The 23906-nt window shown below is 35.1% G+C and carries 19 protein-coding genes and 1 tRNA gene; 6 read left to right on the top strand and 14 right to left on the bottom strand.

Translation table 11 applies throughout. The features are described from left to right. Window positions 1-329 precede the first annotated feature (329 nt). Window positions 330-2105, bottom strand: a complete 1776-nt coding sequence (locus V6246_RS17530; protein WP_341561750.1) for a M1 family metallopeptidase — start codon at window positions 2103-2105, stop codon at window positions 330-332. A gap of 259 nt (window positions 2106-2364) precedes the next feature. On the opposite strand from V6246_RS17530, the gene V6246_RS17535 reads away from it, so the two are divergent. From V6246_RS17535 to V6246_RS17545, 3 genes are read left to right on the top strand one after another with little or no spacing between them, the layout of a single operon-like run. Further along, complete coding sequence (locus V6246_RS17535; protein WP_341561751.1) at window positions 2365-3648, top strand: DEAD/DEAH box helicase; 1284 nt, start codon at window positions 2365-2367, stop codon at window positions 3646-3648. Window positions 3649-3651: 3 nt separating this feature from the next. Then, window positions 3652-3876: a DUF6500 family protein gene (locus V6246_RS17540; RefSeq protein WP_341561790.1), complete on the top strand. Its 225-nt coding sequence runs from the start codon at window positions 3652-3654 to the stop codon at window positions 3874-3876. After that, entirely contained in the window at window positions 3857-4084 is a 228-nt protein-coding gene (locus V6246_RS17545; protein ID WP_159018166.1) for a VF530 family protein, read from the top strand. Before V6246_RS17540 ends, V6246_RS17545 begins: the two co-directional genes overlap by 20 nt. Window positions 4085-4106: 22 nt before the next feature. Here the strand turns inward: V6246_RS17545 and V6246_RS17550 are convergent, their stop codons facing one another. From V6246_RS17550 to V6246_RS17590, 9 genes are read right to left on the bottom strand one after another with little or no spacing between them, the layout of a single operon-like run. Beyond that, window positions 4107-4856 (bottom strand): DUF5995 family protein, encoded by a 750-nt coding sequence (locus tag V6246_RS17550; RefSeq protein ID WP_341561752.1) that lies wholly within the window; start codon window positions 4854-4856, stop codon window positions 4107-4109. A 25-nt stretch (window positions 4857-4881) separates the two neighbouring features. Next, window positions 4882-7008, bottom strand: a complete 2127-nt coding sequence (gene scpA / locus V6246_RS17555; RefSeq protein WP_341561753.1) for a methylmalonyl-CoA mutase — start codon at window positions 7006-7008, stop codon at window positions 4882-4884. Between the two features lie 9 nt (window positions 7009-7017). After that, window positions 7018-7656 carry a hypothetical protein gene (locus tag V6246_RS17560; protein WP_341561754.1) on the bottom strand — a complete coding sequence of 213 codons (639 nt, stop codon included), beginning with the start codon at window positions 7654-7656 and terminating at the stop codon, window positions 7018-7020. Beyond that, a complete protein-coding gene (locus V6246_RS17565) occupies window positions 7640-9025 on the bottom strand; it encodes a methylmalonyl-CoA mutase subunit beta (RefSeq protein WP_341561755.1) in 1386 nt (461 codons plus the stop codon). Before V6246_RS17565 ends, V6246_RS17560 begins: the two co-directional genes overlap by 17 nt. Then, the gene (locus tag V6246_RS17570; RefSeq protein WP_341561756.1) at window positions 9018-9350 is read right to left on the bottom strand and encodes an FtsB family cell division protein; all 333 of its coding nucleotides are present in this window, start codon (window positions 9348-9350) and stop codon (window positions 9018-9020) included. The genes V6246_RS17565 and V6246_RS17570 overlap by 8 nt, the downstream gene beginning before the upstream one ends. After that, window positions 9351-9956, bottom strand: a complete 606-nt coding sequence (gene udk, locus V6246_RS17575) for a uridine kinase (RefSeq protein ID WP_042497892.1) — start codon at window positions 9954-9956, stop codon at window positions 9351-9353. Between the two features lie 50 nt (window positions 9957-10006). After that, window positions 10007-10423 (bottom strand): c-type cytochrome, encoded by a 417-nt coding sequence (locus V6246_RS17580; RefSeq protein ID WP_162857680.1) that lies wholly within the window; start codon window positions 10421-10423, stop codon window positions 10007-10009. A gap of 10 nt (window positions 10424-10433) precedes the next feature. After that, window positions 10434-11558: a PQQ-dependent sugar dehydrogenase gene (locus tag V6246_RS17585; RefSeq protein WP_341561757.1), complete on the bottom strand. Its 1125-nt coding sequence runs from the start codon at window positions 11556-11558 to the stop codon at window positions 10434-10436. A 25-nt stretch (window positions 11559-11583) separates the two neighbouring features. Then, window positions 11584-13881: a TonB-dependent receptor domain-containing protein gene (locus V6246_RS17590; protein WP_341561758.1), complete on the bottom strand. Its 2298-nt coding sequence runs from the start codon at window positions 13879-13881 to the stop codon at window positions 11584-11586. 163 nt (window positions 13882-14044) lie between these two features. On the opposite strand from V6246_RS17590, the gene V6246_RS17595 reads away from it, so the two are divergent. The 3 genes from V6246_RS17595 to V6246_RS17605 all read left to right on the top strand — a co-directional run bounded on the left by V6246_RS17595 (window position 14045) and on the right by V6246_RS17605 (window position 18702). After that, window positions 14045-14119, top strand: a tRNA-Pro gene (locus tag V6246_RS17595). Between the two features lie 189 nt (window positions 14120-14308). Then, the gene (locus V6246_RS17600) at window positions 14309-16585 is read left to right on the top strand and encodes a DUF7133 domain-containing protein (RefSeq protein WP_341561759.1); all 2277 of its coding nucleotides are present in this window, start codon (window positions 14309-14311) and stop codon (window positions 16583-16585) included. A 296-nt stretch (window positions 16586-16881) separates the two neighbouring features. Next, window positions 16882-18702, top strand: coding sequence for a lectin-like domain-containing protein (locus tag V6246_RS17605; protein ID WP_341561760.1), 1821 nt, complete (start codon window positions 16882-16884; stop codon window positions 18700-18702). Window positions 18703-18861: 159 nt separating this feature from the next. On the opposite strand, the gene V6246_RS17610 is transcribed toward V6246_RS17605, so the two are convergent. The 4 genes from V6246_RS17610 to V6246_RS17625 form a co-directional block, all read right to left on the bottom strand. Next, entirely contained in the window at window positions 18862-21228 is a 2367-nt protein-coding gene (locus V6246_RS17610) for a GumC family protein (RefSeq protein WP_341561761.1), read from the bottom strand. A 7-nt stretch (window positions 21229-21235) separates the two neighbouring features. Then, window positions 21236-22003 carry a polysaccharide biosynthesis/export family protein gene (locus V6246_RS17615; RefSeq protein ID WP_341561762.1) on the bottom strand — a complete coding sequence of 256 codons (768 nt, stop codon included), beginning with the start codon at window positions 22001-22003 and terminating at the stop codon, window positions 21236-21238. A 14-nt stretch (window positions 22004-22017) separates the two neighbouring features. After that, on the bottom strand, window positions 22018-23010 hold the full coding sequence (locus V6246_RS17620) for an MraY family glycosyltransferase (RefSeq protein WP_341561763.1): 993 nt from the start codon (window positions 23008-23010) through the stop codon (window positions 22018-22020). A gap of 132 nt (window positions 23011-23142) precedes the next feature. After that, window positions 23143-23904, bottom strand: coding sequence for a glycosyltransferase family 2 protein (locus tag V6246_RS17625; RefSeq protein WP_341561764.1), 762 nt, complete (start codon window positions 23902-23904; stop codon window positions 23143-23145). Between the last annotated feature and the right edge of the window lie 2 nt (window positions 23905-23906).

The raw sequence follows: 23906 nt of genomic DNA on the forward strand, positions 1-23906 counted from the left end.
GACGCATGGAGACATCACACACGTTTTTCAGATCACTGTTATGTGATACCTTCTCACGTCGATATGACTTGAGGCTTTTGTTTTTAGGTTGGTTTTATTTTGAAAATTTTACATGTTGGTCATGTCGACACATGGAGACATCACACACGTTTTTTAGTTCACTGTTATGCGATATCTCCTCACGTCGATATGACTTGAGGCTTTTGTTTTTAGGTTGGTTTTATTTTGAAAATTTTACATGTTGGTCATGTCGACACATGGAGACATCACACACGTTTTTCAGTTTACTGTTATGTGATATCTCCTCACGTCGATATGACTTGAGAGTGTTATTCAGAAACAAAACCCAACATATCATCAATAGTGTTAACAGTTACTGAATGATAATTTTCACGAGCTTTTTTATAAATTACTAATGCATCATCTGTTTTATCATTTCTTTTAAAAGCTTTGTAAATAGTTGAAACATACCAACGGCGACCAACTTCAGTTAAAAAAGTTTCAATCTTTTCATCTACATTATTACCATGATAATCATGATTGATAGCTTGCTCGTACCAAACCATAGCAATGTAAGAGTTGTTGGAGTTGGTTAAATTGAACGTGTCATCGAGTAATTGCATTTGTTCAGTACTCATGTCTTCAGGGAAGTTACGAACAAAATGCACCCACTCTTGAGGCGTCCAATTATTTGTTTTTTCCTGATCGATGTTGTTTGTTTTAACAAAATCTTGGACTATACTTTCAACTTGTTCAAATTTATCAGAAACAATAATGGCTTGGTTTTCAGGAATACCTGGTTGGTAAATCCATTCTTCCGTGTTAAACGTTACTCCATTTTTTTCTAATAGATTTTCATTTAAATATTTGATAAATTTTTCAGTATTGGTAGTTGAAAATGCGTGAGATTCAAAATAATTTTTCAAGAATACATCAAATTTTTCACGACCAACCGTTTCTTCTAAAGTTCTTAAAAAGAGGTACCCTTTATCATAAGCAATACTGTTCATGCCGTCGTCAGGGTTTCTTCCGTTAAGGTCAAGTTTTAGTTTGGTATCATTCGGTGAATCTTTTAAACCTTCTAGTTCTTCTTCTAAATCTTGTCGACCTATTCTCGCCAACATATTAGCGCGATCTTTTCCGTAAAGCGCTTCCATGATACGCATTTCAAAGTAAACAGTGAAACCTTCGTTAAGCCAAAAATCATCCCAAGTGGCATTGGTTACTAAGTTTCCAGACCAAGAATGCGCCAATTCGTGTGCAATAAGTGAGGTTAAACTTTTATCGCCAGCAATTACTGTTGGTGTAGCAAAAGTTAAACGTGGATTTTCCATACCTCCAAATGGGAAACTTGGTGGCAACACAATAACATCAAATTGTTCCCAAGCATATTTACCATATAGTTTTTCTGCAGAAGCAACCATGTTTTCCATATCCGAAAATTCAAAATGTGCTTTATCTAGCATCGATTTTTCAGCATAAACACCAGTTCTGCTACTTATTGGTTTATAAGCTATATCTCCAACGGCAATGGCTATTAAATATGGTGAAATAGGTTGAGCCATTTTAAAGTTGTAAACACCATCTGCAGTTTTTGTTTTAGGGTTTTCGGCACTCATAACCGCCATAAGTTGTTCTGGCACGGCTACTTTTGCGTTGTATGTTACTCTAATTTGTGGACTATCTTGTATCGGGATCCAGGTTCTAGTTAAAATCGCTTGACCTTGCGTAAATAGAAATGGCTGTTCTTTATCGGCTGTTTGCTGAGGTTTTAACCATTGTAATGCTTCCGTTTTGTCTGTGGTTTTGTAGAAAACAGTAATACGTTTAGTCTCTGGTTTTATTGCTATTTTTAAAGGGGTTCCTAATTGAGAATCAAAAGCTCCTAATTCGAAATTAGTGTCTGTGCCATCGGCTTGTACCTTTTCAATCTCTAAGAATTTTGAGTCAAGAATAATTTCCGATGCATCGTTATTGTTAATTAAATAAGAGGCTGTTCCCGAAATAATTTCTGTATCGAAATCGACTTTTATATCTAAATCTAAATGTGTGATAACCGCTTCATTTGGTTTGGCGAACGAGTGTGGTTCTTCAATATAAGTCATTAAAGGGGTTTGTTTTTTTGCTTTTTGGCAGCTTGAAAATAAAAGTATTACGCATCCTAATAGTAGTAGGGCCTTTTTCATATAAAATTTAATGTTTTGATAATTTATTACGAAGTTACTCGTTTTGGTTTAAAAAAAAGAAATAAACTAACAACGAAAAAAATAAGTGTACCTTTGCGGCTTAATAAAAAGGAGATGGTGTTTACTACATAAATTGTCATCTCAACGGCTCGCAAAAAGAGCTTTCTAAACAATTTATATGTCATTTCAATCTTTAGGCTTATCCGAAGCCTTGCTAAAAGCAATTAGCAAAAAAGGATACACTACCCCAAGTCCAATTCAAGAAAAAGCGATTCCTCCAGTTTTGGAAGGTCACGATGTTTTAGCTTCGGCACAAACAGGAACAGGGAAAACAGCAGGTTTTACATTACCACTTTTACATATTTTATCGGAAAATCCGAAAGAAAAGTATAGACCAATACGTGCCCTAATTTTAACGCCAACGCGTGAATTAGCGGCTCAGGTTTATGCTAATGTTAGAGAATATAGTGAGTTTTTAAATTTACGTAGTGCCGTTATTTTTGGTGGTGTAAACCAGAAACCACAGGTAGCAACACTTCGTCAAGGTATTGATGTTTTAGTAGCGACTCCGGGACGTTTATTAGATTTACAAAATCAAGGATTACTATCACTTAAGCGTGTGGAGATTTTTGTTTTAGATGAAGCGGACCGTATGCTAGATATGGGGTTTTTACGCGATATTGAACGTATTATTAAATCGATGCCAGAAAAACGTCAGAATTTAATGTTCTCGGCTACGTTTTCTAAAGATATTAAAAAGTTGGCTCATGGTATTTTAAATCATCCGGTTCAGGTTGAAGCCACTCCGGAGAATACCGCTGTAGAGGCGATTACTCAAAAAGTATATCGTGTGGCTAAAGGTTTAAAAACACCTTTAATTATAAAATTAATTTCTGATGGAAATTGGAAACAAGTTTTAGTTTTTGCGCGTACAAAACACGGCTCGAACAAACTTTGTGAAAAATTGGATAAAGCAGGTATTTCTGCTGCGGCCATTCATGGAAATAAAAGTCAAGGTGCACGTACAAAAGCATTGGCAGGTTTTAAAAGCGGACGCATTCGTGTGTTAGTGGCCACTGATATTGCTGCACGTGGATTGGACATTCCGTTATTACCACATGTTATCAATTTTGAAATTCCTAACATTCCAGAAGATTACGTACATAGAATTGGTAGAACGGGTAGAGCAGGAGCCAATGGTGTTGCTTTATCGCTTGTTAGTGCAGATGAAACTACGTTTTTAAGAGACATCGAGAAACTTATTGGTAATAAGCTTCCTGTTGAAGTATTGGAAGGTTTTGAACCTGACCCAAATGCTTCTACACAACCTATTAAACAAGGGCAAGGTCGTCAAAATAGAAATTCTAGACCAGCATCTAATAAATCTGGAAACTCTAGTAAAAGTTCTAATAAAAGCAGCAATTCTAGACGTCCAAAACGTAATACAGATAGACGTAATTAAATGATGCAGCAAGTTTTAAAAGATAAAATTATTGAAGTTTGCGATAAAAAGATAGCAGCAAAAGGAAACGCCGTTGGTGTTTCCTTTTATGCGTTTTTTAAAAATAAGAATGATAATCCAGAATTATTAATGGAAGCCGCTACTTGGTGGATTGAAACCCATAAACTGGATCATTTTGAAAAAGCAGTTAAAATAAAAGCATTAGTACATGGAATCGCAACCAAATAACCCGTTACATGGTATAAAGTTAGAACAAATTATTAATGATTTGGTAGAACATTATGGTTGGGAATATATGGGCTATAATATAAAAATTAAATGCTTTACCGATAAACCATCAGTTAAATCGAGTTTAAAGTTTTTACGTAGAATGCCATGGGCACGTACAAAAGTAGAAAACATGTATTTAAAGATGTTAAAGAATAAAGAACGCTAGTCGTTCTTTTTTTATGCTCTATTTATAGCAGCGTTTTAATTTTATCAGAAACGTTTCCACGTTCGCCAATTCTGGCGGCCAAAAGTATCATTTTTACTGTGAATTTATGATTTGTAATGGTTTTTGAAAACTCAGTAATGTCTAAGTCGCGTTGCAGTATAGCCTGATCTTTCGAAAATACATTAGGTTGGTTTACTAAAGCATTGGCAAATGTCCAAGCGCCATCTCTAGCTACAGTCATGCTAAAGTTTATTAAAAAATCGTCCACCTTATTCGTGAATTTTAATATTTTTATTAGTGTAGGCCAAATTTGAGACAAATCGTCTAGAACCTCAGCAACTAGTGCACTTAAAATGGTGTTAATTTTGTTGAAATCGGCCTGTAAATCACTGATTGTAGTTGGATTTGTTATTTCCGCCGCAGCGATACCAAGGTCTAAATTAATATGTGCATTCATTCCTAAAAGTAAATGTTGCAATACTATTGGGCGCCATTGCGTTGCCGTTGTGAAGGCCGATAACCAAGATTTAGAAACAGGTTTGCCTTCTTTGTAATTGGCATAAGCGGTTAGATAGCGATTTGCGAAAATGACATCTAATTTCTCCATGCGTATATCATCATCGAAATAATTTGTGCCTAATTTGTTTTTTACGGTAATCGTTACTTTTTGATATAGAGCCGCAAAATAACCAAGTGTGCTTTCTTCTACAATAGAATCTTGAATGATGTATTCTAATTGTTCAATAACCTCATCAATAGTATTTGCAATCATGTTATTGAAGTTTTTGGGTTAAATTTTAATCAATTAAAATCTCCAAAATTCTTATCGCTGTTTCGCTAATTTTTGTTCCTGGGCCAAAAACAGCAATAGCACCAGCATCAAATAAAAATTGATAATCCTGTTTCGGTATTACACCGCCAACAATAACCATAATGTCGTCACGATTATAGCTTTTTAGAGCTTCAATAACTTGTGGTACTAAGGTTTTATGCCCGGCAGCTAAAGAAGATACGCCTAAAATGTGCACATCGTTTTCAACGGCTTGTTTAGCAACTTCTGCGGGTGTTTGAAATAACGGACCAATATCTACATCGAAACCAATATCAGCATAGCTAGTTGCTATAACTTTAGCACCACGATCATGACCATCTTGCCCCATTTTGGCAATCATAATTCTTGGGCGTCTTCCATCTTGCTCAGCAAAAATATCGGCTAATTCTTGAGCTTTCTTAAAGGATTTATCGTCTTTTATTGCTTTACTATACACACCAGAAAAAGATTTGGTTTGTGCTCTATAGCGTCCGAATTGAACTTCTAGAGCATCACTAATTTCACCTAAAGTTGCGCGTTCTCTTGCAGCTTCAATAGCTAAAGCTAATAAATTATTTTCTCCTGTACGTGCCGCTTCAGATAAATTTTCTAAAGCTATTTTTACTTTTTCAGAATTTCTGCTCGACTTTATAGTATTTAAGCGTTCAATTTGAGAATTTCTAACCGATTCATTATCGACTTCTAGCGTAGAAATTGGAGCTTCTTCCTCTAAAACATATTGGTTTACACCAACAATAATATCTTGGTTAGAATCTATTTTAGCTTGTTTTCTAGCAGCAGCTTCTTCTATTCTAAGTTTAGGTATTCCCGCTTCAATGGCTTTTGTCATGCCGCCAAGCGCTTCAACTTCTTCAATTAAAGTCCATGCTTTTTCTGTGATATCGGCGGTTAACTTTTCAATAAAATAACTGCCAGCCCAAGGGTCTACCGTTTTTGTAATTTGTGTTTCTGCTTGTAAATAGATTTGCGTGTTTCTTGCAATACGTGCCGAGAAATCGGTTGGTAGCGCAATAGCTTCATCTAAAGCATTGGTGTGCAAACTTTGCGTACCTCCAAATACTGCAGCGGTAGCTTCAATAGTTGTTCTAGCGACATTGTTAAATGGATCTTGTTCGGTTAAACTCCAACCTGATGTTTGACAATGTGTCCGTAATGATAATGATTTTGGATTTTTAGGACTGAATTGCTTTACTAATTTGGCCCACAATATACGAGCGGCACGCATTTTAGCAATTTCCATAAAATGATTCATACCAATTCCCCAAAAAAAGGATAATCTCGGTGCAAACGTATCAATATCTAAGCCTGCATCTAGACCTTTTCTAATGTATTCTAAACCATCGGCTAAAGTGTAAGCCAGTTCAATATCGCAGGTAGCACCAGCTTCTTGCATGTGGTAGCCGGAAATGCTAATACTATTAAATTTAGGCATGTGCTTGCTCGAATATTCAAAAATATCCGAAATAATCTGCATCGATGGTTTTGGAGGATAGATATAGGTGTTACGCACCATAAACTCCTTTAAAATATCGTTTTGGATTGTGCCTGCTAATAGATTTGGTGTTACGCCTTGTTCTTCTGCAGCCACAATATAAAAGGCCATAATGGGTAAAACAGCGCCATTCATGGTCATAGAAACCGAAATTTTATCGAGCGGAATTTGGTCGAAAAGTATTTTCATATCTTCTACCGAATCTATGGCAACACCCGCTTTTCCAACATCACCAACAACCCGTTCATGATCGGAATCGTAACCACGATGCGTAGCTAAATCAAAAGCTACCGAAAGTCCTTTTTGTCCAGCTTTTAAATTACGTTTGTAAAACGCATTACTGTCTTCAGCTGTAGAAAAACCTGCATATTGCCTAATAGTCCAAGGTCTTTTTGCATACATAGTGCTGTATGGACCGCGTAAATAAGGCGGGATTCCTGCAGCAAAATCGAGATGTTCTAAACCTTCTAGATCGACTTTAGAATAAGTAGGTTTAAACGGAATGCCTTCGGAAGTGATAAACGATTCTTGTTTATCGACATCCAAATTAGAGCTTTCAGTTTTTGCCTTTAAAGTGATATGTTGAAGGTTTTTTCTCAAGGTATATGCTTATTTTGTTGGTCTTTTATTGAAATCTACTTTTTGTTCAACAACAGTTTTTTCTTTTACATTCGATAAATCGATACCAAAAAGTTTAGCGTAATATAAGTCTAATGCAATATAAGCGGCTAAATTTTTATCCGATGCTGCTGCTCTGTAATTTCTAGCTAATGGCGTTCCAAATAATTCTGGTTTCATGCTATTAGTAGCGACCAAAGCATCATAAGTTGTTTTTAGTTTTTTATCTTTTAGGTTGCTCGAAATACATTCGAGTAAATCGCCTTTATAGTTTAAATGACTGTTAGGGTTATTAGCATCCCAAAGATCATTTTCATTTTTTAAAGCTTCAAAAACTTTTACGGTATGTGGCGAAACCATGTCTTCGTATTTAATACGGTTCATGCTTGCCGCTCTAAGAAACTGCCCATAGGCATTAGGTACATTCTCTTGTCCGTTTTGCGCATAAAATGCTGCAATATCCGCTTCAAAGCTAAATAAAGCTTCGTTTATTAAGGCCGTGTTTTGGTTATCGCAAGTAATAATGCTGCCTTTTTCTGAAAATTTGTAATCGTTAAACGTGTTTTCTTTTTTACAGCTTACTACAGTTAAAGCTCCTAAAAATAAAATAAAGTTAATTGTCGATTTCATTTTGTTTTTCATTTTTTAATCTGGTTTGTTCTATTTGTTCTGCTATTCGTTTTTCTATAATGGGAACAATTAAAGTTTTTCTTTTGTTAATTTTTACAAAAGGATAAATCTGCAATTGTTCTGCCATTTTATCGTTTGGGTTACTATGTTTATTTGTGCCTAATAAAATACGTTCACCACTGTTAAATTGCTCTTGTTCTTTGGTCGCGTTTTCTTTTATTTTACGTTGAATGGTGCCTGACTTTAACTGATTTAAAAACCCGCCATTACGTTCAATATCTTTAAATAATTCTAATGCTTTTTCTGCTAATTGCTCGATTAGCGATTCTATGTAATACGCACCATCGGCAGCATTTTTAACTTTATCAAACGCGCTTTCATGCTTTAAAATAAGCAGTTGGTTTCTGGCAATACGTTCGCCAAATTCGTTGTCTTTATGGTAAATGGCATCGTAAGGTAAATTACATACATTATTTGCGCCACCTAAAATCGCACTCATACACTCGGTGGTTGTGCGTAGCATATTGGTGTTGTAATCGTATAGTGTTTTATTGCGTTTTGTTGGAACTGCATTAATATAGCAATCGGTGTTAATGTTGTATTCTGAAGCTAACGTGCTCCAAAGTAGCCTAAGCGCTCTAAGTTTTGCAATCTCGAAGAAGTAATTAGAACCTATCGAAACTGTGAAAATGGTTTGGATAGATGCTGAAGACTCTGGGTTTAGTTTTAAATGATTGAGATATTCATTGGCGTGGGCTAGGGCGTAGGCCAATTGCTGAACCATATTTGCGCCTGCATTTTGATACAGACTAGTGTTGATGTTTATTGAGTTAGAAGACTGAAAACTGGTTTCAAACTTCGAAAAATCATCAGTTAAGTTATTAAACCAATTCCCTGTTTTTACAAGGTTTCCAATAATATCAACGGCAATACTGATGTTCTTTTTCCCCGGAAGGGTGTGTATGCTTTTTATGAAATTTACTGATAAAAATTGTAATTCTAAATGAATAGAAATACTATCGGTATCAATGTTTTTAATTAAATGTTCTATTGAAATATTTTCTTCGGAAGGAATAATGAAATGAATATGTTCTGCTCCACGTTTAATGGCATCTACAGCTTTTAAATTCGATTTTTCAGTATGAGCAACAAATATGGTTTGCCCAATTTTCCAGGTAGAAATATTAGAGGTTGAAGGTGTGTGCTTTTTTAAGTCGTCTGCGTTATAAAATGGTTTTACGGCAATATCTTCGTTTGAGTTCCAGATAAGGGTATCGTTAAAATCAGCTCCATTTAAATCGAACTGAATTTTTTGTTTCCACTGTTTAGTTGAAACCGAATCGAAACCATCAAACAAACCTTTATTCATTTTTTTTTACTTTTAAGCTATCTTCATATTCAATAATATAAATGTCTTCATTTTCTCGTCTCATGAAGTATTCTTCGCGGGCAAATTTCTCTAAACCATCTTCCGAACTTAACTTTTTAATGGCTTTATTATCGTTTTCAATTTCTCGTTGATAATATTCCTTTTCATTTTCTAGAGCTTCAATATCCGTGTTTAATTCGTGATGAATAAGCCAAGAATTCGCATCGAAAAAAATCATCCAAATCAGGAAACCAGCAAATATCAAGATAAACCAATTTTTGAAAGGTTTTAAATATTTGCTTGTGTTTTTATTGAATTTCGCCATTTAGAGTCTGTCGTTAATAATAGTACGCACAATATTTACTGCAACGGTATTGTATTTATTGTTTGGTATAATAATATCTGCATATTCTTTCATAGGCTCAATAAATTGGTCGTGCATGGGTTTTAGCGTGGTTTGGTAACGTGTTAAAACCTCGTTTATATCACGGCCACGTTCGCTAATGTCACGTTTTAAACGTCTAATTAAACGCTCGTCTGTATCGGCATGTACAAATATTTTAATATCAAACATATCACGAAGTTCTGGGTTTGTTAGTATTAATATACCTTCAACAATCATTACTTTTCTCGGGTGAGTTAAAATAGTATCGCCCGTTCTGTTATGTTTTACAAAAGAATACACAGGTTGGTGTATGTTTTTGCCTTTTTTTAGTGCTTTTAAATGTGTTGCTAATAAATCGAAATCGATAGACCTTGGATGATCGAAATTTATATTACCACGCTCATTGTAAGATAAGTGTGAGTTGTCGTTATAATAAGAATCTTGCGAGATGATACCCACTTCACCTTCTGGCAATTCGTGTAGAATTTGATTAACAACCGTTGTTTTTCCGCAGCCTGTACCGCCTGCAATTCCTATAATTAGCATGTGTTTTTGTTTTTTGCAAAGTTAATTAATTGTAAAGGTTTAAGTAATCTTTATTTTTTAATTTTTGCAACTTCGTCTTCCGTAATTATTTTGTCGTTTTTGTTACCCCAAGCATTGGTAATGTAATTCATAACATCGGCTACCTCATCATCACTTAAACCTAATGGCATCATGGTGCCGTTGTATATTTTATCGTTTACAACTATGCGTCCTGTGAGTCCAAATTTTATAGCTTTTATACTCGCAATACGTTCTGTTTGTAAATAATCGGATTTTGCCAATGGCGGATACACTTTTTCTACACCTTTTCCGCTAGGTAAATGGCAAGACATACAGAAATCGTTATAGATTTCACGACCACGAACAATACTTTCTTTTAGTGGGTCGGTTTGTGTGTAATTCGGTTTAGTCGGAATTATGCTGTATAGCGAACAGCAAATTAAAAAGCAACATGCAATTAATTTCATAATTTAAATTTTATTTATTCGGAATAATTTTAACAATGCCAGTGCCTTCTGCGGCTACATAAATATAACCATCTGGTCCTTGAATAACGTTACGTACACGGCCAATATCTTTAAACAATTCTTCGCGTTTTACAACTTTGTTATTCTCGAGCACTAAACGCTCTAAATATTGAAATTTTAGAGAGCCAACTAATATATTATTTTTCCAATCTGGATATTTATCTGAAGTAACAAAGGCCATACCGCTTGGCGCGATAGAAGGCACCCAATAAAATAACGGCTGTTCCATGCCTTCTTTTTCGGTGATTTCTGTAAAGGCCGTACCACTATAATTTACACCATACGAGATTACGGGCCAACCGTAATTTTTGCCTTTTGCTATAATATTAATTTCATCGCCACCTTTTGGTCCATGCTCATTTACCCAAATAGCTCCAGTTTCCGGATGGATTGCCATGCCTTGTGGATTACGATGTCCGTAGCTATAAATGGCAGTTTTAGCATTAGGTGTATTTACAAACGGATTGTCTGTAGGTATGCTACCGTCGTTATTAAGTCGGTATATTTTACCACAGTCGCGTGTAATATCTTGTGGGTTTTCGTCACGATTACCACGTTCACCAATAGAGAAATAAAGGTAACCATCATTATCAAATTCAATTCTAGAACCAAAATGTTGTCCTTTTTTCGTGTTTGGTCCGGCTTTATATAATAGTTGTTTTTCAACAAAGGCGTTATTTTTTAATTTGCCACGCATAAGGGCGGTATTACCACCATCGCCTTCACCTTCCGCGGAAGCGTATGTTATATAAATCCAACCATTGTGTGCATAATCGGGATGAATTTCAATATCTAATAAACCACCTTGACCACGAAGATACACTTCTGGTAAGCCTGAAATATTTGTTTTTGTTCCGTTTTTAAAATGAATAAGTTTACCTGCTTTTTCTGTAATTAGCATGCTACCATCTGGTAAAAAAACCATGCCCCAAGGAATGCTTAAATCGGGAACAACAACTTCCGTAGTATAATTTAAAGCTATAGGCGGTTCGGCCTTTACTTTAGATTCGCTTTGTTGCGCACAAGCACTTAACGAAAGGGCGAGTATGGTAAATAGTATATGAAAATGTTTCATTTTTTCGTTTTTTTTATAAATTTAGTTAAAACTTATAACTTAAGTTGACTCCAGCGTAATAATTTAACGGTTGCCCTGGATAATAATATCTTGGCGCGGCACCACCAAAACCTGTGGCATTAATAAGTATTTGCGAGGCGTAATGCGTATTAAAAACGTTATCCAAACCAAAATAGGTACTCAACTTTAGGTTGTTATTTAGGTTGTGCTTAAATCCCAATTTTATGTTCGTTACACTGTATCGGTCGGAAAATAGTGTGTTGGCATCCGTCATTGGTATGCGCCCTACATATTGGTAATTTACGGTAGTATAAAGACCGAACGCAGTATCTAAATCTAAACCTGTGTTTAATAGGTTAGATGGCACACCAGTTAGTTTATTCCCCGAAAAATTATTTCCATCATCTTCAAAATCTTTAAATTTAAAATAGTTTAAGGAGTACGTGATGTATTGGTGTAGCGATATGTTTTTAGATGTTACCCATTGGTATTTTATAACGGTTTCTAATCCATTGTGTAGCGTTCGGCCTGCATTAACGCCTATAAATTGGTCGTTGCCTGTTCGTCTAGCGACTAAAAGGTTTCGCACATCTAATCTGTATAAAGCGAGGTTAAATTGTAAGCGATTATTATAAAAAGCACTTCGTGTTCCTAGTTCGAAATTCCAACCTGTTTCTGGTTTTATATCCGTATTTATTAAACCATCGGGAAGCAAGGTTTCTTGAGTTGAAGGTGGTGAAAAACCATGGCTAATATTAGAATATAAACTGATGTGTTTTGATAATTGATGCGATATTCCAAATTTAGGAGATAGTATGGCTTTAAAACTATAGTCGCCAGATTGATCAGGATTTTCATCTGAAACAAAACGGTCTGATAGAGTGTATGACGTCTTGTTTAGATTTAAACCAAAAGATAGCATTGTTTTTTCTGAAGCTTGATAGTTGCTTTCAAAAAAGAGGTTGTAATAGGTTCTGTTTTCTTTGAAATCGGAAAATTTATCGCCTTCAACACTGCCGGATTCTTCGGGAGCTTCTTGATATAAGTTCTCGTAGTTTTTGGATATGTAGCGGTCCTTAAAGAATTCGCCACCTAGTGTGTAATTAAATTTCCCCCATCGCCCCAAAAAACGACTTCTTAATCCGTAAGCAGATGTGTTTTCGGTTAGAATATCAAAAGGTCTCGGTTCATAAGCCTTTTTAAATGATGTAAAAATACTGGTGGTTTGTTTTAGGTTGTCGTGATATTGATGATTCCATGATGCGCCAAATATACCACGTTGTGCATCTTCATACCCTTGGGCTTGTGCCCATGTAAAGGCGGCAGATTTTGGATTGTTATTATACGCATCTTCATTTAAGGAACTAGGTATAAAAGCGTTCAAGTCCACATAACTCGCTATAATAGAGAGGTCATCTTTGTTACTTAAATAATGATTGGTGCTTATCGTGAATGTTTGCCTGTTGTATGCATTATTATCGCGGTAACCATCGCTTTCTGTGTTGCTGTGGATTAATTTATAGCTGTTTTTATCTGTTCCGTGGTTTACGTTTAAAACACTTTTTACTAAACCAAAAGAACCTATTGTGATACCTGTTTCAGCTGAAGTTTGATTGAGATAAGCGTGCTCTGGTGTTAAATGTACGGTGCCACCCAATCCGGCGCCATAAATGCTAGAACCGGCGCCTTTTATAATTTCAAATCGGGACAAGGCACTGAGTTCAAAATCTTCAATGGTGGTTTCTCCATTACCGGACGTTAATGGAATGTCTTGAAAATAAGCACGTATTTTAGATGTCCCGTATAAATTTCTAGAACCAATACCGCGTATGGAAATTTTGTTCGTGTTTAATGCGCCCGATTGCATAAAAACTCCAGGAACGCGATTCAATACCTGGATAGGTGAGGTGGTATTACTGCGCTCTAAATCTTTAGATGAAATAATATCGATGGTGGTATTTGCTTTTTTTAGTTCTAAAGGCAATTGATAGGCGTTCACAATCACTTCGTTTAATCGATCAGGATTTAATTCCAGTTGAATTATGACATTATCGGATTTTAAATTTTCTGACTTTGCTTGATACCCTGTTTTTGTAAAGCGGTACACACCAGAGTTTGGGATTTTAAAATACCCTAAATGATTAGAAGTTGAAACTATTTTGTTTTCATGATCTGTAATGGTGACGAATTGAAGCGCTGTACCATTTTCTTTTTCAATAATCCGTCCGGTGATGATTTGCTGCGCATTTCCAGAGGTATAGCTGAAAAATAAAATTACAATGATGGTTATTTTACTGGAAATAAAAGATTTATAAGTTTTCATTGTAGGGTTTAGCTATATGCAGTTGATTTGGTTTAAGCATGAAAAACAGGTGTTGTTTGACTGCTTTGTAAACTAAAGTTAATTTTTTTTAAAATTACTAAAAAAAATAGTGTCTATATTATAGAAAAATGTATATTTGCACCCGGTTAGAGATAATCATATTCGGGGTGTAGCGTAGCCCGGTTATCGCGCCACGTTTGGGACGTGGAGGCCGCAGGTTCGAATCCTGCCACCCCGACTAAAAACCTTTTGAGAAATCAAAAGGTTTTTTTAGTTTATTCAAGTTTCTTTTGAATAATTGAAATTTCTGAAACCTTTATGATTTTACTAGTTTTCTACTTTTCAAAATTGTTGTAATTTTATGATTATCAAAAGAACATAAAGGGCATAAAAATGTACTTTAAAACTCCCTGAAAACTAATAATTAATGGCATTTCAAACGCGTTCCTTTATAACTCAAATCGCTTCAAGTAAAACTTTAGTATTAAATCTCATTCTATTAATTTTTATTATTGGCTGTAAAAAAGTATCGTATGAGGAACCTGAAATCTCACTAGATTCCTATCAAATAGAAGATGGGTTTCATTTAGAAGTCGCTGTTTCAGAGCCTTTTATTGAAGCACCAGTGGCTATGGATTATGATAATCAAGGGCGTATGTGGGTTGTTGAGATGAAGGGGTATATGCGAAATTTAAAAGGCATTGGTGATGAAATGCCCAATGGTGTAATTTCTATAATGGAAGATTTAGACCATGATGGGGTTGCCGATCATTCCAAAATATTTTTAGACAGTTTGGTATTACCGCGCGCTATTTCTCATGTTTATGGTGGTTTATTGTATGCAGAACCACCAAATCTTTGGTTTGTGGATATTGAAGATGATAAGCCTCTTAATAGAGTTTTAGTCGATTCTGCATATGCCTATGGTGGTAATGTAGAACATCAGCCAAATGGTTTAATGATGCATTTAGATAATTGGATTTATAATGCAAAATCTAAATACAGATACCAACGAAAAAACGGAAAATGGAAAAAAGAACAAACTGCTTTTAGGGGGCAGTGGGGTATCACAAAAGATAATTTTGGTAGGTTGTACTATAATACCAATTCGGTGCAATTAATGGGAGACTATGTGTTGCCAAATGTTACCGATAAAAATCCGTATTTTAAAGGTGGAGCAGCTTTAAACAAGCGGTTAACAGTAGATCAACGTGTGTATCCGTTGCATCCCACTTCGGTTAACCGAGGCTATGTAAATGGTGTTTTAGATAAGGATAGTTTATTGGTTAATGTCACATCCGCATGCGGTCCTTTAATTTACACAGGTAATAATTTTGGTGCTCAATATAGAGAAAATGCCTTTGTTTGTGCGCCCGAAGCCAATGTGGTAAAACGAAATATTTTAACTTTTGAAGATGAAATAGTAAACGCTACACAAGCCATTGCTGAAACCGAATTTTTGGCCTCCACAGATGAAGGTTTTCGTCCGGTAAATTTGAATAATGGTCCTGATGGTAATATGTATATCGTGGATATGCATCGTGGTATTCTTCAGGATAAAGTGTTTTTAACCGCTTATTTAAAAAATCAATACGCCAAAAAAGCTTTAGATACCATTGTTGGTATGGGGCGTATATTACGTGTGGTAAAAAATGAAAACTCACCGAAGGATATTATTAATGTTGAAAAATTATCAACTTCAGAATTGGTAGGTTTACTAGGCAGTAAAAATGGTTGGTTACGCGATAGGGCTCAACAATTATTAGTTTTTAAAGGTGATAATAAGGCAGTTTCGCTTTTGGAACATGTAGTTTTAGATACACAAAATGCTATCGCTCAAATACATGCTTTGCATACTTTAAACGGTTTGGGGCAACTTGATTTTAAAACATTGGAAGTGCTTTTATCTTCGGAAAGTGAGACGGAAGTTCTAAATCATACATTAGTGTTGTTGGAAAATTATGCCAGTGAAAGTAATTTGGTTTCCGTACTACCGCTCATAGCGGGGTTAGTTAAAAGGGATGATGCTGAATTAGATTTGTATATTTTAAGCACTTTAGGCGGTTGGGCACAAGTTTCAGCGGAGCAGTTATTTCCAATTCTTTTTGAACTTTCAAATCGATATGCCGAAAATATTATCTATCAGCAGAGTCTTATAAGTAGTTTAAGAAGTGTAGAGGAAGCGTACAAAATATTTTTAGATAAAGAAAAAAGTATGGTTTCTGAAAACGTTTTAAGTGTTGTTTTAGATAAAACCATTTTAAACAAGCAAAGTAATAAAACGAAAAACACGGAGGTTAAGCCAACGATGTCTAACACGTTTGGATATAAAATATTTAGAAACTTCTGTGCAACTTGCCATGGGTTTAATGGTGAAGGTGTTGATGGTTTAGCACCGCCATTAGAAAATTCAGAATATGTAAGAGGCTCAACTAAAAGGTTGGCATTGGTATTGTTGCATGGTTTGGCAGGACCTGTACATGTTAATGGAACATTGTATGAATTAAACGGAACAATGCCCGGACTTGCTAATAACCCTGCGTTTACCGATCGTGATATTAAAAATATTATTAGCTATTTACATAGTACCTTTTCCGAAGGATCAAAAGGAATAGACGTTGAGCAAATAAAAGCATTGCGAGATGTAAAACCAAAATCAGGTGGTGTTTATAGCGAAAAAGAATTGCTGGATTTAGGGTATTAAGTTTACTTAAATAACCTATGCGGAATAAAAGATGGCTTTTGCTATTTTGTTAATAGTGCCTTAGTTTTTAGTGAATTGATGCTAAGTGAACTCAGGCTATATCTCGTTTTTTAAATAAGGCTTTTTTAGTTGCGATATTTTGAGTTTTTAGACTGTGTTTTTATCAATTTGTTATTAATTAAAATACAACAGCTTTTAATATTAAATTAACGATAATAATCACCGATTTTGTAAGAAAAAATAAGTGGTTTTATTGTAAAACTTGTATATTTCGCTTAGTTATTAAACCTTCTAGAATGGCTTTTTTAAGCAGCTCCATAAAAAAAGTTTTTCTGTTTGCCCTTGTTATGTGTTGTGGTCATTTTGCTATGGCGCAGTTAAAGGCGACTACTATTGAGAGTGCTTCAGATTTAGGTAATAATTGTTTTCAAATTACGCCAGATATAGATGGCCAAGTTGGAGGCGTTTGGTTTGATTATCCTATCGATTTTTCAAATGATTTTACCATTGCTTACCAAAATTACTTTGGAAACGATAATGATGGTGCTGATGGGATGGCGCTTGTTTTTAAATTGACACCTGATATTGTTATTGGAGGTTCGGGTGGAGGGTTAGGTTACGAGGGAATTCCATCTTCTTTAATTATTGAATTCGATACTCACCATAATCCAAGTAGAGACGATCCTTCTTTCGATCATATAGCACTGATGTCAAATGGATCTTCATACCATACGCTTGCTACAAATTTATCAGGCCCTGTCAATCCGTTGGTTGATGGTGGCGTAAATATTGAGGATGACCTTCTGCATGACGTTAAGGTAGAGTGGATTGCTACAACTAAGACCTTAAATGTGTATTTTGATTGCCAACTTAGACTATCAAAAACACAAGATTTTAAAAGTGGTATTTTTAACAATGATAATGCTGTATATTTTGGATTTGTAGGAGCAACAGGAGCAAAGCATAATCGCCAAGAAGTTTGCCTAAATCGAGTGTCATTTATAGAAGATTTTATTGTAAGTGATGAAACCATTTGTTTAGGAGAGTCTATTTTAAAAGATGTTAGTATTCACAATGGTATTAACTATTCTTGGGAGCCTAGCGCTAGTGTAAGTGATCCTAATAGTGCTAACCCAATGTTGTCACCTACAGTTGATACTAGATATACTGTTAGTATTACCGATTTGTGCGGAGAGACTTTTACAGAATTTATTAATGTAACTATTGCAGGGAATAGTATAGTACCTCGTTTTAATCCAATACCCAATGTTTGTGAAGGCGAATCTCTTGTACTACCAAGTACTTCGCTCGAAGGAATTATAGGAGCATGGTCTCCAGAACCCGATAACACAAAAACTACAGAATATACATTTTATCCACATCCCGGTCAATGTGCAGCGCCAACAACCGTAATAGTAAATGTATTAATCCCTACTTTTAATATTCCTGCAGGTATATGTGAAGGTGAACAGCTGTCTCCATTACCCGGAACATCAATTGAAGGCATTGTAGGTTCATGGTCGCCCGAATTAAATAATAAAACGCCAACCGTTTATACTTTTACACCTGACGTTGGTCAGTGTGCGCATTCAGTATCTAGACGTATTGATATTTATTCAACAGAAGCTTTATCACTCAAAACTGTAATTTTACCTGATAGTTTTAGCGAAAGTCGAACTATTGAAATGCATGTTACTGGAGGTAGTGGGTTTTATGAATATCAATTGGATGAAGGTGTTTGGCAAAGTGAGGCTGTTTTCGAAAATGTTTCCCGTTGTAATCAGCATGATGTTGGGGTTCGTGATGTTTATAGCTGTGCTGCTGAAGTTAGAGAGGTGATAGATCTTATTTTTTATCCTAAATTCTTCACGCCTAATGGCGATGGCTATCATGAGTTTTGGAATATTAAATGTTTAGAAACGCATCCAGAAGCAGTGGTATTTATTTATAATCGCCATGGCGCGCTATTAAAACAAATAAAACCGAGTCAAAATGGATGGAATGGAACATACCGAGGTACGGCACTTCCTAATGGGAGTTATTGGTTTGTAGCCCATTATAGGGATGAAAGTAATAGAAATAAACAATTGCGAGGCTATTTCGCACTAAAGCGTTAGCAATGTATCAAGTGTTTAATGAAGCCTTAGGGGTATAGAGCATCATATAGAAGTTTATTCAATAGTTTATAAAAAGAAAAACCGATGAAGTCTAGCTTCATCGGTTTTTTTATTAGAATGATATCAGTGTGCTGGTTCTAAATAGAACCGTATACTTTTCTAGCTTCGGTTGGTTAACCTTTTAAACCAAGATTTTTTCTCTTCTTCATGTCCGTATCCATAACCATATCCGTTACCATATCCGTAACCTTTCTTCACATCAGTTCCATTTATTACAACCGTCATATTTGGTATTCTTTTCTCGTTGTATAATTTTTTAGGAATTTCTAAAAGTCGGCTATCTAAATAATTCGCGCGTACCAAATAGATAAATAAATCGGCTCTCGATGCAATTTGTAAGGTGTCAGTCACCATGTTTACCGGTGCGGTATCTACAATCACATAGTCGTAATGTTCTTTTCCGTAATTTAATACCTCATCAAATCGTCCGTTTATTAATAATTCCGATGGATTTGGTGGTACCATTCCAGATTGTATCACATCAAAATCACCGTTTTTAGCGGTTTCAATAATTTGATTTATTTGTATACTATTGTCTGCTAAAAACACGGTTAAGCCATTGGTTGCTTCCGTCATATCTAGATATTCAGCGACCTTAGGTTTACGCACATCCGCACCAATAAGTAGTACTTTTTTATTAGACATGGCCAATACCGTTGCCAAATTAATCGCAACAAAAGTTTTTCCTTCACCAGGAACAGTCGAGGTGACATAAATTGCTTTAGATTGCTCTTTTAAATTACCAAGCATAAAGTTCATGTTGGTTCTTAACATTCTAAAAGCTTCAGCTACATTACCGCGATCCGATTTGGTTAAGATTTTATTGCCTTCTAAAGTCTTTGGGATATTCCCGATAATAGGTGTTTTTAGTAACGCTTCTAAATCTTCTTGGTTGTGTACTTTATTGTCTAATAAAAATAGGACGTAAATAAAAACAAAAGGAATAAGAAGGCCTAACATTAGCGCAATAGCATAAATCATTTTTCGTTTTGGACCAACCGGTATATCACTGCCGTCCGCCGCATCAATAAGTTTGGCATTCGGTACTGTTACCGCAAGAGAAATCGCATTTTCTTCTCGCTTTTCTAATAAAAACAAATAGAGGGTTTCTATAATTTGCTGCTGGCGCTGTATGTCTCTAAACTCGCGTTCTTTTCTTGGTGCCGAGGTTATTTTGCTGTCAATAGAGCGTTCTTGAGATTTGGCTTGTCCTAAAGAAATAGTTAAGCTACGTTTTAAATTAGATAATCCCTGAGCAATACTGCCGCTTAACTGCGATAGTTGCGCATCTAAATTTAAAAGCACGGGGTTGTTTTTACCAGAACTTTGTGCTATTCTATTACGTTCTAAAAGTATGGTGTTGTATTGGGTGCTACTAGAAGTTACATCACTAGAATTAATACCTAAATTTTCTGGTATTAAGTTTTTCGATCCCGATTGCATGTGGGCAATTACATAATCCACGAGTTTCAATTGGGTACTTAGGTCTATAATTTCTTTTTCAACAACCGAGTTTGTTTCTAGCACAATACCCGTTTCCAATGAGATATCGGTTAGTTTATTAGCCGTTTTAAAATGCTCTGCTGTTTTATCAACCTTTTTAAGATCGTCTTCAATAAGTTCTAACCTTTCGTTTATAAAGGCATCGGTATTATTACCAATTAAACTTTTGTATTCTATAGCGTCTTTATTATACTCACGTATTAGCTCGTTTAAAATACGTTCCGCTTTTAGCTTTACAGGGCTTTTTAGTTTTAATTCTAAAATACTTGCTTTTTTGTATAATAAACTTACGTTAATACTATTTCTGTAATTTTTAGCAACCGATTTTAAAGGTGCAGTTTTAACAATATAAACAGCATTATAATCTTCAGATGTTATGTTTACAGGGGTAATAATAATGTCTCCATAAGCGGTTTTTACATTTTTGCCATAAGCATAAGATGTTCCTTTTTCTTTTTTTGAGTGTGATAATTCAAAGTTTGTGTCAGATATAATTTTTATTATGAATGATGTATTGCGTTCAAAAAAACTGGAGTCTTTTACAAAAAAAGTTGTTTTAAAAGGAAGTTCATCTTTGTAGATTTCGGTGTCTCTAACACTTCCCTCTTTAAAGTAAGAAATATTTAGGTCTAGTTTTTTAACAACACGGGTCATTAAACTTCTAGACTTTAAAATTCCCATTTCATTTTCTATATTCTTTTTACTGTTTCCAATACCTAATTCTTCAAAAGCTGCTAATTCATTATTTAGACCTCCATTAGCTTCATCGTCAATTAAAATTGTTGCCGAAACCTCATAAGAGTTTGGTGTGTAACGTAAATATAAATAGGCTCCCATCATGGCAAGAAATAAGCCTAATGCAAACCATTTCCAATGAAATACATATTTTTCAATTTGCTGACGAATATTAATACTTTCGTCTTCAGTAAGCATATAATCTTGAAATTTCTCTTTGTTAGACATATTTATGTTATTTTAAGATTAAAGCTAAAACAGTTATAAGTAAAGAGGCTGAAGAAATAATAACGCCTGTGTTCGGCCCAACTGCAGATGAGTTTACTCTTGTTTTATTTGGTGAGATGTAAATAATATCGTTTTGCTTTAAATTGTAGTAAGGTGAGTTGAAGATATCCTTATTAGTTAAATCCAAGGTTGTAAATGTTTTTTCGCCATTTTCGATGCGTACTAATAATACGTTATCTCTTTGGCCATAAATAGTAAGATCTCCTGCTAAACCTATAGCTTCTATAACAGAAATACGCTCATTAAGCACCTGGTAAGATCCTGGTTTGGCTACCTCACCTAAAACGGATACTCTAAAGTTATCAAAGCGAATGTTTATAGTAGGGTTCGTTATATATTCTACCAAGTCAACTTCTAATTTTTTAGTCAGTTGTTTAGTTGTGAGTCCTGCAACTTTAAGTTTTCCTAACACCGGGAAATTAATAACTCCATCATCATCAACTAAATGAGGAATTGGTTTTGCACTAGCCGCAGCACCCTGTAGCATTGGTGTTTCATAAAGGTTAAATGGCAAAGCGGCTTCGGCATTAATGGTCGATACATTTATCGTTAAAAGATCTCCGCTTTGTATTTTGGCTCCAAATGCAGATGTAGAATCTTTTAAAACACCATCTTCAACATTTTGAAAATACTGTATGTCTTTTGATGAGGCACAACTGTTAAAAAGTAGTAAAGTGATAACAGTTATGATTAACCCTTGGTTGAGTTTTTTCATGGTTGAGAGGTTCATTAGTTATTTATTTTTTTTAAAGAAAGCAATTTCAGTTTATGGAAAATCCCCAATAGTAAAATGAAAATTATCGGCAAGATAAACATCATTTGAAAAGAGTTAAAAATTGAAGCGAAAAAAATAAGAATAATCGCTAAGGTGTAATTTAATAAGCCTAATAGTATCGCTATTTTGTAATGTTCTAATCCTAAGTCCGATAATATGTGATGAATGTGGTTTCTGTCGGCCGTAAACGGGCTTTGTTTTTTTAAGAGGCGTACACCAATAACACGCATCATATCAAATAAAGGAACGGCCAAAATGGCTGCAACAATTAACAATTTGTTTTGCGGTGCAAAGGTAAAGCGTTTAAACAAGCTAGTGTCTATGGTTAAAAACTTTAAAGCTAATATGGCTATGCAAAAACCAATAACTAAAGAGCCTGTATCTCCCATAAATATTTTTTTCTCATGCGAAAAGTTATAACGCATAAAAGCCAGTAAGGTGAAAATTAAACTCAAACAAATTAAGAAGTAATAGTTTAAACCCATGGTTAAAAAAATAAGGGCGAACATGGAGAAAATGGATATGCCTAAAGTGGACGCTAAACCATCGACACCATCAATTAAATTGTAAGCGTTAATAATGGTGAGTGCGATAATAACGTGAAACACATCAAGAACTATTGAAGGCACCTCATGTATACCCATAAAACCAGCGAGTGATGCCGTATGGAAATCGGAATGTAAAAAAACAATACAAATCGCAAAAATTTCTATAATAACACGTGCTCTTGGGGTAGACACGGCTAAATCATCCTTTAAGCCTACAATAAATATAATAGTGAATGCAGCTGCTAAATTCAATCCAATATATTCTGTATCTAAAGGTTTAAACAAGAATAAGTTGAGTACCAAAGTTACAAAAAAAGCGAGGCCACCCATGGTTGGTGTTGCTCTAGTATGCGAACTGCGTTCACCTGGCACTTCGTTTAAATTATGGAAATTGACCATAAAAATAATTTTTGGAATAATATAGCTCACCAGTCCAAATGAAAATATGGCACTTATAAAGGAAAGAAATATTAAGCTTGAGAGGGGATCTTGCATATGTTTATGTTTTGGTTAGTAGGTTTGGAAAATGAATTAACCCTTTTTATAAAACTGATTCAGTTTAGAAACGTTTTTTTGTATAATCGTACCAAACGAACCGACATTGTTGGAAGTAATGGCTTTATAATCTTCCTTAGATTTTATAATGATGTTTTTTAAACTACGGTTACTAGCGCCACCAGCTCTCATTTTTGTAATCACTTCAGGTAAGTAAGCAAAACGTAAAGCGTCGTCTTTAAAAACGCGTAAAATAAAATCGTAGTCCGCAGCAATTTTATAGGTTAAATTAAAGCCGACGTGTTTGTTATAGACCTCACGGGTTAAAAACAAGGTTGGGTGTGCCGGCATCCAACCTTTTTTCAATAGTTTTTTATCAAAGGCACAGCTTTCCCAATGGCGAATCACCTTGGTTGGGTCAATTTTGTTCACGTATTGTAAATCCCCATAGACACCGTCGGTTTTTTCGGTTTTAAAGGTGTTTACAAGATGTTCTATTGTTGTGGTTTGTGCCAACATATCATCGGAATGTACAAAACCAATAACATCACCTGTAGCACGTTTAACACCTTTGTTTAAGGCGTCGTAAATGCCTTTATCTGGTTCCGAGAGTATGCTTACTTCGATATTCGGGAATTCTGCCTGTAATTGTTTTACAACATCCAAAGTGCCATCGCTAGAGTTACCATCGATAATCACATATTCAATAGAAGCATACGTCTGTTCCATTACAGAACGCATGCAACTCGCTATCGTAGCTTCACTATTATAAGTGGCGGTTATTATTGATACTTTCATAG

The organism is Algibacter sp. TI.3.09 (genome assembly GCF_038154905.1).
GTDB lineage: Bacteria > Bacteroidota > Bacteroidia > Flavobacteriales > Flavobacteriaceae > Algibacter.

What these genes read in the sequence shown, in the direction of transcription:
- V6246_RS17620 (WP_341561763.1), bottom strand. Translation starts at nt 23,010, where the DNA reads ATGGTCAATTTCCATAATTTAAACGAAGTGCCAGGTGAACGCAGTTCG.
- udk (WP_042497892.1), bottom strand. Translation starts at nt 9,956, where the DNA reads ATGCTAATTATAGGAATTGCAGGCGGTACAGGCTGCGGAAAAACAACG.
- V6246_RS17530 (WP_341561750.1), bottom strand. Translation starts at nt 2,105, where the DNA reads ATGACTTATATTGAAGAACCACACTCGTTCGCCAAACCAAATGAAGCG.
- V6246_RS17550 (WP_341561752.1), bottom strand. Translation starts at nt 4,856, where the DNA reads ATGATTGCAAATACTATTGATGAGGTTATTGAACAATTAGAATACATC.
- V6246_RS17590 (WP_341561758.1), bottom strand. Translation starts at nt 13,881, where the DNA reads ATGAAAACTTATAAATCTTTTATTTCCAGTAAAATAACCATCATTGTA.
- V6246_RS17540 (WP_341561790.1), top strand. Translation starts at nt 3,652, where the DNA reads ATGCAGCAAGTTTTAAAAGATAAAATTATTGAAGTTTGCGATAAAAAG.
- V6246_RS17600 (WP_341561759.1), top strand. Translation starts at nt 14,309, where the DNA reads ATGGCATTTCAAACGCGTTCCTTTATAACTCAAATCGCTTCAAGTAAA.
- V6246_RS17625 (WP_341561764.1), bottom strand. Translation starts at nt 23,904, where the DNA reads ATGAAAGTATCAATAATAACCGCCACTTATAATAGTGAAGCTACGATA.
- V6246_RS17605 (WP_341561760.1), top strand. Translation starts at nt 16,882, where the DNA reads ATGGCTTTTTTAAGCAGCTCCATAAAAAAAGTTTTTCTGTTTGCCCTT.
- V6246_RS17535 (WP_341561751.1), top strand. Translation starts at nt 2,365, where the DNA reads ATGTCATTTCAATCTTTAGGCTTATCCGAAGCCTTGCTAAAAGCAATT.
- V6246_RS17560 (WP_341561754.1), bottom strand. Translation starts at nt 7,656, where the DNA reads ATGAAATCGACAATTAACTTTATTTTATTTTTAGGAGCTTTAACTGTA.
- V6246_RS17610 (WP_341561761.1), bottom strand. Translation starts at nt 21,228, where the DNA reads ATGTCTAACAAAGAGAAATTTCAAGATTATATGCTTACTGAAGACGAA.
- V6246_RS17615 (WP_341561762.1), bottom strand. Translation starts at nt 22,003, where the DNA reads ATGAAAAAACTCAACCAAGGGTTAATCATAACTGTTATCACTTTACTA.
- V6246_RS17545 (WP_159018166.1), top strand. Translation starts at nt 3,857, where the DNA reads ATGGAATCGCAACCAAATAACCCGTTACATGGTATAAAGTTAGAACAA.
- V6246_RS17585 (WP_341561757.1), bottom strand. Translation starts at nt 11,558, where the DNA reads ATGAAACATTTTCATATACTATTTACCATACTCGCCCTTTCGTTAAGT.
- V6246_RS17580 (WP_162857680.1), bottom strand. Translation starts at nt 10,423, where the DNA reads ATGAAATTAATTGCATGTTGCTTTTTAATTTGCTGTTCGCTATACAGC.
- V6246_RS17565 (WP_341561755.1), bottom strand. Translation starts at nt 9,025, where the DNA reads ATGAATAAAGGTTTGTTTGATGGTTTCGATTCGGTTTCAACTAAACAG.
- V6246_RS17570 (WP_341561756.1), bottom strand. Translation starts at nt 9,350, where the DNA reads ATGGCGAAATTCAATAAAAACACAAGCAAATATTTAAAACCTTTCAAA.